Here is a 17,175-nt window from a genome sequence, read left to right on the forward strand (position 1 = left end):
GGATTATTTAATAAAATAATCCCCATCAAAACTAACCAAAGAATATTTTCTTTCATTGCCTATGCTTGAAACTAGCTCATTAATATCTAAAAAAGTCAAACTATCTGCACCTGTATATTCTCTAACCTCTTCAATACTCTTATTAGCTGAAATTAACTCTTCAAAAGTTGGAGTGTCTATACCATAAATATCAGGAAATTTGATTTCTGGACAAGCTATAGCCAAATGAATTTTTCTAGCACCTGCTTGTCTTAAAAGTGTGATGATTTTTTTAGAAGTTGTTCCTCTTACTACACTATCATCAATCACCACTATATCTTTACCTTCTAAAACTTTCTTCATAGGATTTAATTTCAGTTTTACTTTTAAATTTCTCATTTCTTGAGTTGGCTCTATGAAAGTTCTTCCAACATAGTGATTTCTAACTATGGCCATTTCAAGTGGAATTTTTAAATATTGCGCAAAACCTATAGCAGCACTTACTCCACTATCAGGAACAGGCACTACAAAATCTACTTTTTCTTTAAATTTTTTAGCCAAGGCTTCACCCATTTTTTTACGCACTTCATATACACTTTTACCTTCTATAATACTATCAGGTCTAGCAAAATAAATATATTCAAATGCACAAATTCTTGGATCTGTTTTATCAAAAACTTGAATGCTTTCAAACTCATCACTACCTTGAGTAAAAACTAGCATTTCACCGGGCTTTATATCGCGGATAAATTCAGCTTCTATCAAATCAAAAGCACAAGTTTCACTCGCTACAATATATCCACCATCTTTTAATTTTCCCAAAGATAAAGGTCTAACCCCATAAGGATCTCTTACCACAAAAAGTTGATTTTTACTAGCTAACATAAAGCAATATGCACCCTTACTTTGCATTAGACTTTCTATAAATCTATCTTTTAAAGTTTCTTTTTTGCTTTTTGCTATTAAATGTACAACATTTTCCGTGTCCATATTAGAATGAAAAATAGCTCCATTATCAATTAACTCTTTTCTAACTTCTTCTTTATTAATCAAATTTCCATTATGCACTAAAGAAATATCACCCAAAGAACAAGTAGCTGCAACAGGCTGTGCATCATGCAAAGAAGAATTTCCGGCGGTAGAATAACGATTATGGCCTACAGCTATACTACCTTTTAAATCTGCTAAAATTTGAGTATTAAAAATTTGTCCTACTTCACCTTTAGCTTTATGAGTTTTGATATTTAAACCATCACTTACACTAATTCCACTTGCTTCTTGGCCACGATGTTGCATAGCAAATAAAGCATAATAAGCCACCGTGCTTGCATTTTTTGAATTAATTACTCCAACTACCGCACACATTTAAATTCCTAAACAATCGTCTATATCATATAAGCCATTTTCTTGAGAAACCAGCCATTTAGCACATCTAATAGCCCCCATAGCAAAAGTAGCTCTTGAAGTAGCACTATGATTTAATTCTATAAATTCACCATCATTATAAAATCCAACTCTATGAGAACCCACTATATCACCACCTCTTAAGCTCATCACTGCGATTTCATCTTTACTTCTTTGACCAATAATCCCATCTCTACCACTTACTCTAACCTTTTCCAAATCTAAATTCCTAGCCTTAGCGACATTTTGTGCTAAAGTCATAGCTGTACCACTTGGAGCGTCTTTTTTCTTATTATGGTGCATTTCAAGTATTTCTATATCAAAATCCCTTAAAGCTTCACTTGCTAAACATGAAAGTTTTTTTAAAATAGCTACACCCAAAGACATATTGGTAGCATAAAGAATTGGCATAGTAATGCTTGCACTTTGCATTAACTCATTTTGCTTAGCATCTAATCCTGTAGTACCTATCACTAAAGGTTTAGGATTGCTTCTTGCGTATAACAACAAATCCTCACAACCTTTCGGGGAAGAAAAATCAATTATTACATCGCATTTGTTAAAAAATTCTTCATAGCTTGATCCTTGATAAAAAAATGCACTTGCTTTAGCATCTTTTTGATCTTGTAAACAATTTTCAATTTGTTTACCCATGCGACCATTGCTCCCATGAATTCCTATACATATCATAAATTTATCCTTTATATTTGCAGTGAGAAATTGTATCACTAAGTTAATTAATACAATATTACATACCATGAGCAAAAGTTTCCAAAAAGTTTCCAAAAAACTTTAAATTTATAACACATTTTTAAAAGGAGTTTTATGAAAAGAAGAACATTTTTGAAAGGTTCAGCTTTAGGTTCTATGGTAGCATTTTTTGCTAGCTCAAATTTAAATGCGAGTTTATTAAAAGATAAAGATTTGCTAAATTTTAAAGAAATACCTGCTAGCACAGAAGATAAAGTTATCGTACCAGATGACTATAAAGCAGATATTTTAATCTCATGGGGCGATCCTCTTTTTAACAAAGCATCTATTTATGATGAAGAAAAAAATATCGATAAAAAAGCTGTGGAAAATGCTAAATTAACTTTTGGAGACAATAACGATGGTATGAGTTTTTTTCCTCTTTCAAAAGATAGGGCTATACTAGCTATTAATAATGAATATATAAATCCTGAAATTATGTTTAAACATCAAGGTAAAAATCTTAGCTTAGATGATATTTTATATGAACAAGCAAATTTAGGGGTGAGTATTTTTGAAATAAAAAAAGAAAAAGATCAATGGTCTGTGGTGCTTGATTCTAAATACAATCGCAGAATCGATGCAAATACAAAAATGAGCGTTAGTGGTCCAGCAAAACAACAAGTACTTCAAAATGAAAATTTTATATATGGAACTTTAAATAATTGTGCCAATGGAAAAACACCTTGGGGGACTTATCTTACTTGCGAAGAAAATATAAATGATTTTTTTGGAAGTTTAGATGAAAAAATTAAATTTTCAAAAGAGCAACTTAGATTTGGATTTAAAGCTCAAAGTCAATATGGGTGGGAAAAATTTGATGAAAGATTTGATTTAAGTAAAAATCCAAACGAGGCAAATAAATTTGGATGGGTTGTAGAAATTGATCCATTTGATCCAAACAGCATACCTATAAAAAGAACAGCTCTTGGAAGATTTAAACACGAAAATGCAGAATTAATTGTAGAAGATGATGGAACTGTTGTAATTTATATGGGAGATGATGAAGCCAATGAATTTATTTATAAATTTATAAGCAAACATAAATATAAAAAAGGTCTAGATACTAGCAAAATTTTAGATGAAGGAACCTTATATGTAGCACAATTTAATGGAAAAATAGGAGATTTTAGAGGGAGTGGAAAATGGATTGAGTTAGAATATGGTAAAAATAACCTTAATAAAGAAAATGGTTTTAACTCTCAAGCAGATGTGTTAATCAATGCTAGAATTGCTGGATCTATTGTAAATGCAACTCCTATGGATAGATGTGAATGGATAGCAAGCCATAAAGAAAGTGGCTCAAAAGAAGTATTTGCTACCTTAACAAACAATAAAAAAAATAATAACCCAAATCCAGCAAACCCAAGAACAAAAAATATTTACGGACAAATAATTAAATGGGAGCATAAAAATTCTCATAAAGATGATGAATTTACTTGGGAAATTTTTGCACTTGCAGGAAACCCTGATAATCAAACAAGTTTAAATAAAGGCTCAAACAACATTACAAGTAATAATAAATTTAATTCCCCCGATGGATTAAGTTTTGATAGAGATGGTCGCCTTTGGATACAAACTGATGGAAACTATTCTAATCAAGAAGAATTTGAAGGCATGGGAAATAATTGTATGTTAGCAGCTAATCCAAAAACAGGGGAAATAAAAAGATTTTTAACAGGACCAATAGCTTGCGAAATAACAGGAATTGCTTTTAGTCAAGATTATAAAACTATGTTTGTTGGAATTCAACATCCAGGAGAGAAATTAAAAGGCAGTCAATTTCCTTATGGCAAAACACCAAGATCAAGTATAATAGCAATAAGTAAAATTGATGGCGGAGTTATTGGAAGTTAATCAATTTACACTAGAAATTCTAGTGTAAATTTTCAATATAAGCTAAAGCGCTAAGCGCTGCAACCGCTCCATCACCTGCTGCACATATTACTTGTTTTGGAGCATCTTTTCTTAAATCACCTGCTGCAAATAACCCTGCTATGTTAGTTTGCATTTTAAGATCAACACTAACTTGACCACCTTCTTCCATAGCACATAAAAATTCACCATTGTCTTGTTTTAAGATTTCATTTCTTACATTTAATCCAACAAAGGTAAAGATTCCAGGCACATCAAGCTCTCTTTTAGAACCATCATTAAATGCTATTTTAATTTTATTAACACCCATATTATCACCGCAAACCTCATCAACAACCGCATTTGTGATTAATTCTATTTTGTCATTATTTTTTACTTTTTCAACTGTTGAAGGTGCTGCTCTAAACTCATCTCTTCTGTGGATTAAATACACTTTTGAACAAATATTAGCTAGATACAAAGCTTCTTCTAAAGCAGTATCTCCCCCACCTAAAACAGCCACTTCTTTATTTTTATAAAAAAAGCCATCGCAAGTTGCACAAGTACTCACACCTTTACCAAAAAATTCATCCTCGCCTTTAAAACCAGCACGACGCGGAGTAGAGCCTGTGCAAACAATAACTGCTTTTGCTTGTTCGTTTTTACCGCCTTCCAATTTTATATTAAAACTTCCATCAGAATTTTTACTAATTTGCTCAACACCTACCATCTCATGTTTTAAACCAAAACGCATACATTGTTCATTCCAAGGAACCATAAAAGAAATTCCATCTAAAACTTGAGCAACTCCAGGATAATTTTCTATCTCTGAACTCGAAGTAATCTGCCCACCAGGCATACCTTTTTCAAACATTACAACATTTTTTAATCCACCTCTTGTAGCATATAAACCTGCGCTCAAACCTGCAGGTCCACCACCTATAATAGCTAAATCTAACATGATATTTTCCTTATAGTTTTATTTATAAGTATTATACAAATTTTTCTTTAATTATAAATAATAAAAATTATTAAATAGTAAAAAATATGAAGAAAAGCCACAAAAAGTGGCTTAAGATTATAAAAGTGAGTTTAGTTTATCTGCTAAAGCTTGTTTTGATTGAGCACCAACTAGTTGATCAACCACTTCACCATCTTTAAAGAAAATGATAGTTGGGATAGATCTTACACCAAATTGTGCAGCCAAATCACCTTGCTCATCTGTATTTACTTTACAAATTTTAGCTTTACCATCAAAATCATTTGCAAGCTCATCAATTACCGGTGCAAGCATTCTGCAAGGTCCGCACCATGGAGCCCAAAAATCTACTAAAGCTACACCTTCTTTTGCTTGTGCAAAATTTTCTGTAGTTAAATCAATATATTTTCCCATTTTTTTCTCCTTTGTTTTTTCAAATTCTATTAAAATAGAATAAACATTCCCTTAATAACTAATGTTCTCTAAAAGTTTTATATCATCTTTATATACGCAAAGTAAATCTAGTTGATAATTTTCATCATTTTTATGTTTCATAAAGTAATATTCTATAGTCTTAATAATTTTATTATATTTTTTATTATCCAATCTATATTCTACCTCATAATCACCTTGCGTGCTTTTAACTTCAATAAAATGTAAAATTTTATCTTTTTTAGCAATAATATCAATTTCTCCAAATTTAGAATAAAAATTCCTTTTTAAAATTTCAAATCCTTGTGTTTTTAAAAATTCACACGCTAACTCTTCTCCTTTTTTACCAAAAAGATATTCAAATAATGCCATTACTCTTCTATTCTCATCATAAAAACATCATCTTTTACAAATTCTTGTTCTCTAAGCTTTTGAGTTAAAATTTGTATATTTTTTTCATAAGTTTGATGAGTGATGAAAAATAAAGTGCTATAATCTTGCTTTTCTTTTTTAGGCTTTTGCAAGAAAGTATCGATTGAAATTTGATGTTCACTCATTAATTGTGTGATTTTTGATAAAACTCCTATTTTATCTAATACCTTTAATCTTAAATAATATCTTGTATAAATTTCATCTTTACTTAAAAGTTTATAAGAAGTATCATTTAAATACCCAAAAATAGCACTATTTTTTTCTTTTCTTGCTATATCGATTAAATCAGCTATAACAGCACTTGCAGTTGCCCTGCCACCTGCTCCTGGGCCATAATATAAACTTTCACCCAATACATCTCCATCAATACTAATAGCATTCATTACCCCATCAACTTTTGCTAGTATTTTATCTTTGCTAAGCATGGTAGGATGAACTCTTAATTCTATTTTTTCATCTTTAATCTTAGCAATACCCAAGTGTTTTATGGTATATTCAAATTCTTTTGCAAAATAAATATCCTCATTACTTACTTTGCTAATACCCTCAATCAAAATATCTTCAGGTTTCACTCTTAATCCATAGGCAATATTTGCTAAAATCAAAAGTTTATGCGCTGCATCAAAACCCTCTATATCAAAAGTGGGATTAGCTTCAGCATATCCTAAATCTTGTGCTTTTTTTAACACCTCTTGGAATTTGGTATTATCTTCGGTCATTTTACTTAAAATATAATTGCTTGTGCCATTTAAAATGCCTTTAATAGAAACAATATTATTAGCACTCAAGCCCTCTTTTAAAATTTTAATAATAGGAATTCCACCCGCCACACTCGCCTCATAACCAAAAGCTGTATCTTGTGCTAATTTTTCAAGCTCATAACGATGATAAGCAAGCAAAGCTTTATTAGCAGTTACCACTGCTTTTTTTCTTTTTAAAATTTTTGAAATTATCTCAAAGGGTAAATCAATACCACCCATTAACTCCACAAATACATCAATATCTTCACGCTCTAAAACCTCATCAATATCATTTACCACAGGAATTAACGCATTTGTTTTTGGATTTCTTGCCAAAGCAATTACTGGAATAATTTCTTCATCACATCTTGCTTTGATTAAATCTTGATTTTTTAGCAAAGTTTCTACAACAGCACTTCCTACCGTACCATATCCCAAAATTGCGATTTTCATTTTATTCTCTTAAATATTTTTTTATATTTCTTGCTGCTTGACGAATGCGGTTTTCATTTTCTATTAAAGCTATTCTAACATACTCATTACCCGCTTCACCAAAACCAACTCCAGGACTTACCGCTACATTTGCTTTTTGCAAAAGCTGTTTAGAAAATTCCATACTTCCAAGGTGAGCTTTACCTTGAGGGAGTTTTGCCCAAACAAACATACTTGCATTAGGTTTTTTCAGCTCCCATCCTGCCTGAAAAAATGAATCAAGCAAGACTTCTAATCTTTTTGCATAAGTTGCCTTAATCTCTTCAACACAAGTTTGATCTCCATCTAAAGCTATAGTAGCAGCAACTTGTATAGGAGTATACATACCATAATCAAACCAAGACTTGATTTTTTTCAAAGCCGCAATTAAGCGTTTATTACCCACTACAAAACCTACACGCCAACCTGCCATATTGTAAGACTTTGAAAGTGTATAAGTTTCTACCGCTACATCTTTAGCACCTTCTACTTCAAAAATAGAAGGGGTTTTATAAGAACCAAAAGTCAAATCTGCATAAGCAATATCAGAAATAATATAAAATCTTTCTTTTTTTGCCATTGCAACTAATCTCTCATAAAAACTTCTTTCCACAGTGACTGTTGTAGGATTGTGCGGAAAATTTACTACTACATATTTTGGACGCGGAATACTTTCATGTAGTGTTTTTTGTAAATTTTCAAAAAAAGTATTTTCATTTAATTCATAATTTTCATTAAAATCAAAATTCATAGTTGCTACATTACCACCTGCTATGATAAAAGCTTGAGTGTGTATAGGGTAAGCGGGTGTAGGTACAATAGCTACATCTCCTGGGTTAATAACGGCTCTTGCTAAATTTACAAAGCCTTCTTTAGAACCCATCGTTGCAACTACTTCACTTTCAGGATCTAAACCAACATCGTATTTTCTTTTATACCAATTACAAATTGCAAGTCTTAGTTTATAAATTCCACTCGAAGCAGAATAACCAGAAGTTTTTTCTTTATTTGCACTTTCGCAAAGTTTATCTATAATGTGTTGAGGAGTTTTACCATCAGGATTTCCCATAGAAAAATCTATTATATCCTCCCCTGCTCTTCTTGCTGCCATTTTAATCGCATTAACTTCAGCAAAAACATAATTTGGAAGTCTTTCTATGGTATTAAAATGAATTTCTTCAAACATTTTCCATCCTTTTTAGCGTCTTAAGTAAATTTTTAAACCCCTTTTTATGTTATCAAGGCTAAACATATCGCCAATGATAGCATATTTTGCACCCAATGGGATATTTATATTAATTTCATTTTGTTTGTGTGTGTTTTCTATACCTTGAATAAAATTTAAATTTTTATCTAAAAATTGAATTTTACAAAACCAAGAATCAAGATTGTGCGCACTAAGCTCTATGCTTTTTGCTCCTTGTAAATCAACAATATATTCCCTTAAAGGCTTATTTAATTGAGTGATGGTATTTAGTGGAATTTGAGTATTGACTTTAGGTTTTGCTTTTGAAAAATCTAGCTCATACTCATAATTTAATTCTGAAATTTTAGAAATATCTTTAATAAAAACAGAGCTTGATAACAAGGCTTTATAGAAAACTCCTGGATCAAGCATATATTGAGAATCTACAGCTAACTTATAGGTGATATAATTTTCCCTTAAAGTTAATTCAGTTGGTATAAAATACACATAGCCTAATTCGTTTAAAGTATCATTAATAGTTTTAAAAAATAAAACAGAATCAGCTTGAGCTTTAAAACTAAAAGTTAGAGTTTTTGGCTCATTTAATATAAAATTTGCCAAAGAATTAGTTTTTAAAATTTGAGAAATAGTGTAAATATCTACATTTCCGCGTTCATCTTTATAATCATTCCTTGCAAACAAGAGCTCTAATTTTGCATCTTTAGAATTATCATTAACAATATGTTTTGCAACTTCTAAAGCACTTAGTGCAAAAGCGTTAAGAGTAAAAAAAATGGAAAATATTAAAATTCTTACCATAATTTTCCTCTATTTTCTTTGATAAATTCAGCTTTTGTAATTTGTTTGATTTTACCATCTTTAATCATTAAAAATTTAGACACACCGTTTTTAAACTCTAAAGTATTATTATTTTCATCGTTTAAGCTAAAAGCAGCGTGGCCTGTGGTAATTAACATATCTTTATCCAAAGGTAAAACATAATCATTTTTAATAGTTAAAGAGCTCTTTCTAAAAGTTTTTAAATCCACCATACCAAGCCAAAGCTCTGCACTTGGTTTTATAATGCTTTCATTGAGTAAAATGATATTTTCTTCAGGCATATTTGAGCTAGCATTATCTTCTAATGTTTTTTCTGTATTATTGTTCTCGCTTATTGGTTCTAAAATAGTCGCGTTTGTTTCATTATTTTCCATAGCATCATCAGCAAAAAAATTAAGAACTGGTGTTTCATTTTCATCAACTTTTTCTTCTAAAACAACCTGCTCTTGATTTAATACATTGGTGGTATTTTCATCTAAAGTAGAACTTTGAAAAAATCTTGAAACACCCCAGGCCAAAGCTACTATCAAAAGTACTACTACTATAATCACAATATACCATACACTTGAGCTTTCTTTGGTATATGAGTTCATTCTAGGTGAAATATGCACATGATTTTTTTTCTCAATACCATTTTCTTCTAAATAGACATGATATTCTTCTAAAAAATTAGAAAAGTCAAGCTCATACTCTCTTTGTAAAATTTTAATAAAGCCATTTACATTAAAGCGAGATAAAGACTTAAAATCTTTCTTAATGATATATTCAAGACAAGCTATTTCTATTTGTGTTCTTTTTTGAACTTCTAACAAATTTAAATCTTCTAATTTTTTCCAACTATCCATTTTTCATCCTATCGCAAAGTATTGCAAATGCTGCACTAACATTTAAACTATCAAAATCATTGTGCATTTTTATACCTACGCACTCATCGCATTTTTTAAGCACCTTTGGCGCTATACCAAAACCTTCACTTCCCATAATCAAAACTTTTTTATCTTTAGCCTTGATAGTATGTATATCACTACCTCCGCTTGCACTAGCATAGATATAAAAACCTTTTTGTTTTAACTCATTTATCATGCTTAAAATATCATCATTTAAGACTATTTTCATATCTAAAGCTGCTCCACTACTTGCACGAATAACTCCATCCATAGCCACGCTTTTAGCTACCAAAATAACCCCATCAGCACCTAAAGCATAAGCACTACGCACGATAGCACCTATATTTCCAACATCGCTAATATTATATAAAATAACTATAAAATCTTTTTCTTTTAAACTCTCAAAAGAGCTAAATTCAAATTCATCAATTTCCATTAAAAAACCTTGATGATTTCCACCTCTTGCCAAGCTTTGTGCGGCTTTAAAATCGAGTTTTTTAATTTTTTTTGATGCCCTTGTTATTTTTGAAAAATCAGCTTTTTCACATTCTTTTGCCAAATAAATTTCTTTAATTTTTTCTTCATGCTTTTCTAAGATATAAAAAAACACTTGCTTACCATAAACTATCATTTTTAAATAATAACCAAATTCAACTTAAAAGCAGTTTTTGATAATTTTCTTTTGGAGATTTTGCATTGATTTTCGAAAGAAGTTTTGCCTTTGTCTTTAAAGATAAATCAAGCTCATAAATATCTTGCTCACACAAGGTATTTTGATGAAATTGCTTTTCTTTGGCATTTACCACTGCACACCATTCACCGCGTAAATCCATTGTTTTTAATTTTTCCAAAACCTCTAAAGCTTCTGCTCTAAATTTAGTTTCAAATTTCTTTGTTGCTTCTTTTATGATAAAAATTTCTCTTAAAGGATCAATTTTACTAATTTCTTCTACTAAATTAAGTATTCTAGTGGGTGCTTCATAAACTATACTAGGATAAGGATTAAGCATTAAATTTTCAATATCTTTTTGTCTTTGAGGATTTTTATTGGCCAAAAAACCCATAAAAATAAATTCTTTTTTACAAAATGCACTTGAAACCAATGCAAGCAAAGCAGCATTTGATCCTGTTAAGACTTCATAGTCAATATTGTTTTTAATAGCATATTCGATTAAAAATTGCCCCGGATCGCTAATACCTGGCATACCTGCATCACTTAAATATGCAATATCTTGTTTAAAAAAATCCTCATCTATTTTTGCTAAAAAATCTTTTTCATTATGAGTATGTAAAGCTATATATTTATCAGGCTTTATTTCTAAATTAAATTTTTCATTAAGAAGATGAATTAAAGATTTGCAAACTCTTGTATCTTCACATAAAAAGAGCTTGCATTTTTGTAAAATTTCTAAAGAATGAAAAGAAATATCGTTTAAATTTCCTATGGGCGTAGGAATAAAATATAACATTATTGCATTGCGTATTTTTTCTTAAATTTCTCTACACGACCCGCAGCATCTACGATTTTTTCACTACCTGTAAAGAATGGGTGGCAGCTTGAACAAATATCAACTTTAATTTCTGATTTATTTGACTTAGTAGTAAAAGAATTTCCACAAGCACAACTAACTTTACACTCTACATATTCTGGGTGAATTTCTTTCTTCATTGTTTATCCTTTTTCAAAACATTAAGGCGTAATTATATAGATTTTTATATAAAAAATAGCTAAATTTAAGCATGCTTTTAAATTATAAATTTTGAAGCAACCCCTATAAGTGCTGTTTGTGCTTTAAGTATATAGTTGGCTTGTAATTTTGCTCTTTTTATATTTATTTCTCTTTCTTTTTGCGAAAATCCGCCTTCAGCCCCAACCAAAAATACATATCTATCGGGATCAAAATTCATCAAATCTTTACCTTCAAAATCTATCAAAACAATATTTTCATAAGCTTGCTGAAATTTTTTAAAGTCATCAAAACTTTCAAGTTCCATTAAAGAAGCACGACCGCATTGCTGGGATGATTCTATAAGAATTTTTTCCATTCTTTTAAAATCTAATTTAAAATTTTTTTGCGAGTATTCCATATACACAAAAGAAAGTTTTGCTACTCCAAGTTCATTTAAAAAAGGTAAAGTTTTTTCTATAACCTTTGGATCAATCACCGCCAAAGCTAAATGTATATATGTTTTTAATTCTTGTTTTTCTTCTTTTTTATCAAGTAAATTTAATATGCAAGAGCGTCTAGAAAGCTCTATGCATTCATAAGTGTAAGCATAAAAATCTTTCAAATTCTTTAATATAATTTTATCACTCACTTTAATTCTTCGAGCCTTTAAGTGTAAAAAGGCTTCATTTTCTAGCTCTAAACTTACAGCACCACTTTGTGGGTGATATAAAAATTGCATTAAAAATAAAACCTCTTAAGCAAATAAGGTACAAAAAGCAAGAATATACCTAAACACAAAATAAAAAAACTTAAAAATCTAAATTTAGCATAGCGTTTAAACAATCTTGCTTTTTTAAATAAAACAAATTGATAAACAGCCAAAGCAAAAATCAAAATCCAACAAAACCACATAGAAAGCACATAGAAATTAAATTCAAAATGCTTTAAAGCCCATAACAAACTTCCAGTAAAAAGTGTAATTGCTAAAAACAAATAATAAATTGGTAAAAATAGACGAATTCTTTTTATAAAGATAAATTCTTGTGAGAAGTTACTTTGAGTCAAATACAAATAAAACAACATTAAAAAACCATTTGTATATAAACTATACACATGCAATGCTAAAAAAAATTCATAACTTTGATCCATTATTGTCCTTGTGTATTATTTTCATCTTGTATATCATCATCAACAGGTATAGGAAGTGTTTCATCATCTATAATGACATTAGAATCACTTTGTTCAATCTGAACTTGCTCGGTTTGTATTTCTTTTTTTATATTTTTATTCTCTTGATTTGAACAAGCCATAAAAAGCAATATTGGCACAATCAATAAAATCTTTTTCATTACACCTCCTTTTGATTGATAAAAACAAAATTTACATCTTGAAGTTTTTCAAAAAAATCTTTATTTTTCCATTCATCTCTTATAGCTTGCGAAAAGTCAATATCTGCCAAATCAATCTTTGGTAAAAATTCACTATAAGCATCTTCTCTAAAACCTTGTGCATAACCTGTTCTTGTTTCATGTACAATAATGCTTTTTAAACTAACACCTTGCTCACCATTGACCATCTTAGTCTTTAAAAGCAAAGTATCAATCAGTACAAAAAATATGCGTACAAAATTTTCCGCACTTACATTCACAGGTAAACTCACCCATCTTTGCGAGTGCTTTTTCATATCTTCTAAATAAGCTTTATCATCATCTTTAAAAAGCGTAATAGCATGATCAAAACTATCAATAATTTGTTTTATCTCATCTTTTAACAAACCAAAATCATACACCATTCCAGCATTATCAAGGTATTTACTCTCAAGTAAAATTTCTACCTTATAAGAGTGGCCATGTATGCTTGTTTTACATCGCTTGGAGCTACAAAATCTAACAATATGAGCATTTTCAAATTCAAATATTTTTCTAATAATCATACGCCTTCTTTATCTCCCCAAATTCTAATATGCAATCTATCGGAGTAATTATATCCATTTTTTATACAAAATTCAGCAACACTTAAGGCATTTTTGGAAATTTCTTCTTCATTTGACCCCATAGGCATACAAAAAACATCATTTTTACAAACTTGTAAAATTTCATTGATTTCTTTTAAGGCTTTATTTTCTTGTAAAAAATCCTTATCCAAAACAAATTTATAAAAACTTTCCTTAGCATAATTTTTAAAAGCTTTCAAAGCTTTTTCATTAATTCTTTTTTCTTTTTTTACACCACTATTGCTAAGCTTTACTCCTAAAGCAAAATAACATTTTTTATACAAAGGATATTTTTCAAAATCAATTTCAATACTTGCATTCGTTTCAAAATGCACCATAAAATCATTTTCTAAAAGTAAATTAATAAAACACAAAAAATCTTTATTTTGATAATTTAACAAAGGCTCACCACCTGTAATTACAACTATAGCTTTGTGTGAATTTGCTAGCTTCAAAACCTCATCAAAAAGCTTTGTTGAAGTATATGTTTTATAACAAGTTTTAAATTCTTTAGTAAAAACAGCTCTTATAGTATCACAGCCCAAAAGTATTTTAGAATCTTTTTCTTTTTTTACTCCAAAGCCTGCGCAGTTAAAATTACACCCGGCAAATCTTACAAATATAGCCAAATTTCCACTATATTTTCCCTCACCTTGCAAGCTTAAAAAAGTTTCAACAACTTCCATTATCCACCTGTTTGATAAAAGGCTCTTGTAGAACTTTGATTGGCATCATTTTCTGCCCATCTATTTTTTTCTGATTTATTTTTTATCACGGTTTTTAAAACTTCACAAGCACCTGCTATGTCTTTATTGCGTATAGCTTTTTTAATGCTTAAAGCCTCATCATAATATAAACAAGGTATTAAAAGCCCTTCGGCTGAAAGCCTTATACGGTTACAACTATCACAAAAATCATGGCTATGTGGATCAATAATGCCAAACTCATACCCATCTTCAAGTTCATAAATAGTCGCAGGTGCATTTGGACTTTTTTGTCCTTGTTTAAAAGAATACTTTTGAGCAATGATATTTAAAATTTCTGTTGATTTTAAGCCTTTTAAATCTCCATAAGCATGATAATTTTCCATAAATTCTATAAAGCGAATTTGGCTTTTGCGTGCTTTGGCAAATTCTAAAAGATCGATAAACTCACTATCATTAATCCCTTTAAGAGCTACGGTGTTAAATTTAATATTAAAACCTAATTCTAAAGCCTCATTAATACCATTTAACACATCTTTGAGTATGTTTTTTTGAGCTAATTTAAAGGCCACTTCTTCTTTTAAAGTATCCAAAGAGATGTTAATTCTTTTTAAGCCCGCTTGTTTTAAATCCTTTGCTTGTTGTTTTAATAAAGAAGCATTAGTAGTAAGCGCTAGATCTATATCTTGCTTATACTCACTAATCATAGCAATAAATTTATGCAAATCTTTTCTTACTAAAGGCTCACCACCTGTAATACGAATTTTCTTAACTCCTTCATCAATGCAAACTTTAACAAACATAAAAAGTTCTTCAAATGATAAAAGATTTTCCTTAGCACTCCATTCAAATGGAGTTTTTGGCATACAATAAAGGCAACGAAAATTACATCTTTGTGTTACTGAAATTCTTAAATAATCAATCACTCTTCCATAGCTATCTACTAACATCAAAGGCCTTTATAATAATTTATTAAATTTTAAAATAAGCTCAACCCTGCCCATACCTATACGCAAATCTTTAGCAATTTGCTCTATGGATTTTTTTTGATTAAAAAGTTCTATGACTTTTTGCTCTTCATTATCATAGCTTGGGCTTAATTTTGTAATACTTTGGGTTTTTTGTTCTAAATTTAATAAACGATTTTTTTGCTCACTTTGAAATTCTTCAATTACTTCCTCTACTTCTTTTAAAGCACTTAAAATAGGAATAATATTTTGATTGATTTTTTGTTCTAGCACCTGCAAAAGTTCTTCTTTTAATTCTTCTCTTATGGCTTCAGTGTCTATTTCTTCTTTTTCTTGCTCTTGCTCATCTAAACTTTCTTTTTTTAAATAATGATATTGTTTATTTAAATCTTCTATCATTTTACCAAGCTCATTGATCTTAACAATACTTTCTTTTTCTTTAATCATCATATAAGCAAACATAGCAAAAATTAATAAAGCTACAACTAGCCACAATAATAAATCACTATCCATTTTCTTGCTCCTTTAAAATTTTAATCATTGCTCTTTGCATATTTGCTACAAAATTATCATACACGAGCTCATCTTCTGCTTTTATTTGCGTGATTTTTGCTTCATTCTCATTTAATGCTTTAAAAAAAATACTAATTTTTTGACCATTTAAATTAAATCTAGCATAATAATCTTCATCTTGCATTAAACACCTATCTTTAAATTGAATATGTGTAAAATTTACCCCAATCACAAAAGATTTATATTTTAAATTAACAAATAATTTTGTTTTATTAATATCATTTTTGATCAAATACAATTCTTGCTTTAAATCCATAAGCAAATCAAAAATCAACTGCTCGCCCTCGCTAAATTCTACCCTTGAAGCAAGCTTTTTCCATTTGCTTAAATTGACATAATTATTACTTGAAACATATTCTTGCAAAAACTCTTCATATCTTTCTTTGCTCTCTTCAAATTCTAATTCCAAAGAGCTTTTAAAAAATTTCATCTCCATAAAAGATCAACCCATATAAAAATAAAAAACACTATACTTAAATACCCATTTAAAGTAAAAAATGCTTTGTCAATTTTTGCAAAATTCTTTCTAACAATGCGGTGCTCAAAAAATAAAATAACAGCACTAACAATCACACCTAAAAATGCAATATTTCCTGTTGGAGCTACCCAAACAAATAAAAACCAAAAAAGCACTGCTAAAACATGACAAAATGCTGAGATGAACAAGGTTGCTTCAAGCCCAAATTTAGCAGGTATAGAGTGCAAGCCTGTCTTTTTATCATACTCCATATCTTGCAAAGCATAAAGTAAATCAAAACCAGCTGTCCAAAAAGTAACACCCAAACACAAAATAACACTATAAATTTCAATACTTCCCAAAACCACAATACTGCCTGCAATAGGAGCAAGTCCTAAGCAAAATCCTAATACTAAATGCGCTAGGGATGAAAATCTTTTAAAGGCTGAATAAATAGCTAAAATAAACAATACCGGCAAAGAAAGAGCAAAGGCTAGTTTGTTGATAAAATAACTTGCCAAAACAAAAATAATAGCATTTAAAATAATAAAAAGTAAAATGCTAGTTTTACCTATACGACCATCGATATTAGGTCTATTTGCACATCTTGGATTGTTTCTATCAATGTCCTCATCCATCAAACGATTGATTGCCATTGCAAAATTTCTTGCACTTACCGCGCAAATAACACCCAAAAACAAAGCTTTAAAACCAAACCAAGTGCTATCATTTAAAATAACAGAAGCTACAATCATAGAAACAAACAAAAATGGTAAAGCAAAAATAGAATGCTTAAAAACAATCAGGTCCAAAATATCTTTTAATTTTTCTTTTAATAAAGGCATTTTTTCTCTTT

At 29.8% G+C, this 17,175-nt stretch carries 22 protein-coding genes; 1 reads left to right on the forward strand and 21 read right to left on the reverse strand.

From position 1 onward, the window contains the following. Nucleotides 1–3: 3 nt before the first annotated feature. Nucleotides 4–1,344, reverse strand: a complete 1,341-nt coding sequence (gene purF, locus L8W56_RS04160) for an amidophosphoribosyltransferase (protein ID WP_263659521.1) — start codon at nt 1,342–1,344, stop codon at nt 4–6. Next, a complete protein-coding gene (gene dapB, locus L8W56_RS04165) occupies nt 1,345–2,073 on the reverse strand; it encodes a 4-hydroxy-tetrahydrodipicolinate reductase (RefSeq protein WP_133319502.1) in 729 nt (242 codons plus the stop codon). It lies immediately after the preceding gene. 135 nt (nt 2,074–2,208) lie between these two features. On the opposite strand from dapB, the gene L8W56_RS04170 reads away from it, so the two are divergent. Continuing rightward, complete coding sequence (locus L8W56_RS04170) at nt 2,209–3,990, forward strand: PhoX family protein (RefSeq protein WP_263659522.1); 1,782 nt, start codon at nt 2,209–2,211, stop codon at nt 3,988–3,990. A 19-nt stretch (nt 3,991–4,009) separates the two neighbouring features. Here L8W56_RS04170 and trxB read toward each other — a convergent pair whose 3' ends face one another. The 19 genes from trxB to mqnP form a co-directional block, all read right to left on the reverse strand. After that, nucleotides 4,010–4,948, reverse strand: coding sequence for a thioredoxin-disulfide reductase (trxB, locus tag L8W56_RS04175; RefSeq protein ID WP_263659523.1), 939 nt, complete (start codon nt 4,946–4,948; stop codon nt 4,010–4,012). Nucleotides 4,949–5,065: 117 nt separating this feature from the next. After that, a complete protein-coding gene (gene trxA, locus L8W56_RS04180; RefSeq protein ID WP_039619298.1) occupies nt 5,066–5,380 on the reverse strand; it encodes a thioredoxin in 315 nt (104 codons plus the stop codon). A gap of 51 nt (nt 5,381–5,431) precedes the next feature. Further along, nucleotides 5,432–5,770 (reverse strand): YraN family protein, encoded by a 339-nt coding sequence (locus L8W56_RS04185; RefSeq protein ID WP_133319499.1) that lies wholly within the window; start codon nt 5,768–5,770, stop codon nt 5,432–5,434. Then, nucleotides 5,770–7,023 carry a homoserine dehydrogenase gene (locus tag L8W56_RS04190; RefSeq protein ID WP_220566551.1) on the reverse strand — a complete coding sequence of 418 codons (1,254 nt, stop codon included), beginning with the start codon at nt 7,021–7,023 and terminating at the stop codon, nt 5,770–5,772. The genes L8W56_RS04185 and L8W56_RS04190 overlap by 1 nt, the downstream gene beginning before the upstream one ends. Before the next feature lies 1 nt (nt 7,024). Beyond that, nucleotides 7,025–8,227 carry an LL-diaminopimelate aminotransferase gene (locus L8W56_RS04195; protein ID WP_263659524.1) on the reverse strand — a complete coding sequence of 401 codons (1,203 nt, stop codon included), beginning with the start codon at nt 8,225–8,227 and terminating at the stop codon, nt 7,025–7,027. A 12-nt stretch (nt 8,228–8,239) separates the two neighbouring features. After that, complete coding sequence (locus L8W56_RS04200; RefSeq protein ID WP_263659525.1) at nt 8,240–9,046, reverse strand: hypothetical protein; 807 nt, start codon at nt 9,044–9,046, stop codon at nt 8,240–8,242. Next, nucleotides 9,040–9,912: a hypothetical protein gene (locus L8W56_RS04205; RefSeq protein ID WP_133319495.1), complete on the reverse strand. Its 873-nt coding sequence runs from the start codon at nt 9,910–9,912 to the stop codon at nt 9,040–9,042. Before L8W56_RS04205 ends, L8W56_RS04200 begins: the two co-directional genes overlap by 7 nt. Then, on the reverse strand, nt 9,905–10,585 hold the full coding sequence (gene rlmB, locus L8W56_RS04210; protein WP_133319494.1) for a 23S rRNA (guanosine(2251)-2'-O)-methyltransferase RlmB: 681 nt from the start codon (nt 10,583–10,585) through the stop codon (nt 9,905–9,907). Before rlmB ends, L8W56_RS04205 begins: the two co-directional genes overlap by 8 nt. 19 nt (nt 10,586–10,604) lie before the next feature. After that, complete coding sequence (gene rsmI, locus L8W56_RS04215) at nt 10,605–11,423, reverse strand: 16S rRNA (cytidine(1402)-2'-O)-methyltransferase (RefSeq protein ID WP_133319493.1); 819 nt, start codon at nt 11,421–11,423, stop codon at nt 10,605–10,607. Next, the gene (rpmE, locus tag L8W56_RS04220; protein WP_039664588.1) at nt 11,423–11,623 is read right to left on the reverse strand and encodes a 50S ribosomal protein L31; all 201 of its coding nucleotides are present in this window, start codon (nt 11,621–11,623) and stop codon (nt 11,423–11,425) included. The genes rsmI and rpmE overlap by 1 nt, the downstream gene beginning before the upstream one ends. A gap of 77 nt (nt 11,624–11,700) precedes the next feature. Continuing rightward, nucleotides 11,701–12,363 (reverse strand): 16S rRNA (uracil(1498)-N(3))-methyltransferase, encoded by a 663-nt coding sequence (locus L8W56_RS04225; protein WP_133319492.1) that lies wholly within the window; start codon nt 12,361–12,363, stop codon nt 11,701–11,703. Continuing rightward, entirely contained in the window at nt 12,363–12,773 is a 411-nt protein-coding gene (locus tag L8W56_RS04230) for a hypothetical protein (RefSeq protein ID WP_133319491.1), read from the reverse strand. The genes L8W56_RS04225 and L8W56_RS04230 overlap by 1 nt, the downstream gene beginning before the upstream one ends. Then, the gene (locus tag L8W56_RS04235) at nt 12,773–12,973 is read right to left on the reverse strand and encodes a cytochrome C (protein WP_133319490.1); all 201 of its coding nucleotides are present in this window, start codon (nt 12,971–12,973) and stop codon (nt 12,773–12,775) included. The genes L8W56_RS04230 and L8W56_RS04235 overlap by 1 nt, the downstream gene beginning before the upstream one ends. Next, a complete protein-coding gene (locus tag L8W56_RS04240) occupies nt 12,973–13,557 on the reverse strand; it encodes a 6-pyruvoyl trahydropterin synthase family protein (RefSeq protein WP_133319489.1) in 585 nt (194 codons plus the stop codon). Before L8W56_RS04240 ends, L8W56_RS04235 begins: the two co-directional genes overlap by 1 nt. After that, a complete protein-coding gene (locus L8W56_RS04245) occupies nt 13,554–14,303 on the reverse strand; it encodes a 7-carboxy-7-deazaguanine synthase QueE (protein ID WP_133319488.1) in 750 nt (249 codons plus the stop codon). Before L8W56_RS04245 ends, L8W56_RS04240 begins: the two co-directional genes overlap by 4 nt. Then, nucleotides 14,303–15,271, reverse strand: a complete 969-nt coding sequence (gene moaA, locus L8W56_RS04250) for a GTP 3',8-cyclase MoaA (protein WP_133319487.1) — start codon at nt 15,269–15,271, stop codon at nt 14,303–14,305. Before moaA ends, L8W56_RS04245 begins: the two co-directional genes overlap by 1 nt. 9 nt (nt 15,272–15,280) lie before the next feature. Then, complete coding sequence (locus L8W56_RS04255) at nt 15,281–15,802, reverse strand: DUF6115 domain-containing protein (protein ID WP_133319486.1); 522 nt, start codon at nt 15,800–15,802, stop codon at nt 15,281–15,283. After that, nucleotides 15,795–16,292 (reverse strand): hypothetical protein, encoded by a 498-nt coding sequence (locus L8W56_RS04260; protein WP_263659526.1) that lies wholly within the window; start codon nt 16,290–16,292, stop codon nt 15,795–15,797. The genes L8W56_RS04255 and L8W56_RS04260 overlap by 8 nt, the downstream gene beginning before the upstream one ends. Then, on the reverse strand, nt 16,289–17,164 hold the full coding sequence (gene mqnP / locus L8W56_RS04265; RefSeq protein WP_263659527.1) for a menaquinone biosynthesis prenyltransferase MqnP: 876 nt from the start codon (nt 17,162–17,164) through the stop codon (nt 16,289–16,291). Before mqnP ends, L8W56_RS04260 begins: the two co-directional genes overlap by 4 nt. Nucleotides 17,165–17,175 lie beyond the last annotated feature (11 nt).

Origin of the sequence: Campylobacter sp. IFREMER_LSEM_CL1085 (assembly GCF_025772235.1) — a bacterium.
In the GTDB taxonomy this organism is placed as follows: Bacteria; Campylobacterota; Campylobacteria; order Campylobacterales; family Campylobacteraceae; genus Campylobacter_D; species Campylobacter_D lari_D.

Coding starts and splice junctions, on each gene's coding strand:
- purF (WP_263659521.1), bottom strand. CDS start 1,344: ATGTGTGCGGTAGTTGGAGTAATTAATTCAAAAAATGCAAGCACGGTG.
- dapB (WP_133319502.1), bottom strand. CDS start 2,073: ATGATATGTATAGGAATTCATGGGAGCAATGGTCGCATGGGTAAACAA.
- L8W56_RS04170 (WP_263659522.1), top strand. CDS start 2,209: ATGAAAAGAAGAACATTTTTGAAAGGTTCAGCTTTAGGTTCTATGGTA.
- trxB (WP_263659523.1), bottom strand. CDS start 4,948: ATGTTAGATTTAGCTATTATAGGTGGTGGACCTGCAGGTTTGAGCGCA.
- trxA (WP_039619298.1), bottom strand. CDS start 5,380: ATGGGAAAATATATTGATTTAACTACAGAAAATTTTGCACAAGCAAAA.
- L8W56_RS04185 (WP_133319499.1), bottom strand. CDS start 5,770: ATGGCATTATTTGAATATCTTTTTGGTAAAAAAGGAGAAGAGTTAGCG.
- L8W56_RS04190 (WP_220566551.1), bottom strand. CDS start 7,023: ATGAAAATCGCAATTTTGGGATATGGTACGGTAGGAAGTGCTGTTGTA.
- L8W56_RS04195 (WP_263659524.1), bottom strand. CDS start 8,227: ATGTTTGAAGAAATTCATTTTAATACCATAGAAAGACTTCCAAATTAT.
- L8W56_RS04200 (WP_263659525.1), bottom strand. CDS start 9,046: ATGGTAAGAATTTTAATATTTTCCATTTTTTTTACTCTTAACGCTTTT.
- L8W56_RS04205 (WP_133319495.1), bottom strand. CDS start 9,912: ATGGATAGTTGGAAAAAATTAGAAGATTTAAATTTGTTAGAAGTTCAA.
- rlmB (WP_133319494.1), bottom strand. CDS start 10,585: ATGATAGTTTATGGTAAGCAAGTGTTTTTTTATATCTTAGAAAAGCAT.
- rsmI (WP_133319493.1), bottom strand. CDS start 11,423: ATGTTATATTTTATTCCTACGCCCATAGGAAATTTAAACGATATTTCT.
- rpmE (WP_039664588.1), bottom strand. CDS start 11,623: ATGAAGAAAGAAATTCACCCAGAATATGTAGAGTGTAAAGTTAGTTGT.
- L8W56_RS04225 (WP_133319492.1), bottom strand. CDS start 12,363: ATGCAATTTTTATATCACCCACAAAGTGGTGCTGTAAGTTTAGAGCTA.
- L8W56_RS04230 (WP_133319491.1), bottom strand. CDS start 12,773: ATGGATCAAAGTTATGAATTTTTTTTAGCATTGCATGTGTATAGTTTA.
- L8W56_RS04235 (WP_133319490.1), bottom strand. CDS start 12,973: ATGAAAAAGATTTTATTGATTGTGCCAATATTGCTTTTTATGGCTTGT.
- L8W56_RS04240 (WP_133319489.1), bottom strand. CDS start 13,557: ATGATTATTAGAAAAATATTTGAATTTGAAAATGCTCATATTGTTAGA.
- L8W56_RS04245 (WP_133319488.1), bottom strand. CDS start 14,303: ATGGAAGTTGTTGAAACTTTTTTAAGCTTGCAAGGTGAGGGAAAATAT.
- moaA (WP_133319487.1), bottom strand. CDS start 15,271: ATGTTAGTAGATAGCTATGGAAGAGTGATTGATTATTTAAGAATTTCA.
- L8W56_RS04255 (WP_133319486.1), bottom strand. CDS start 15,802: ATGGATAGTGATTTATTATTGTGGCTAGTTGTAGCTTTATTAATTTTT.
- L8W56_RS04260 (WP_263659526.1), bottom strand. CDS start 16,292: ATGAAATTTTTTAAAAGCTCTTTGGAATTAGAATTTGAAGAGAGCAAA.
- mqnP (WP_263659527.1), bottom strand. CDS start 17,164: ATGCCTTTATTAAAAGAAAAATTAAAAGATATTTTGGACCTGATTGTT.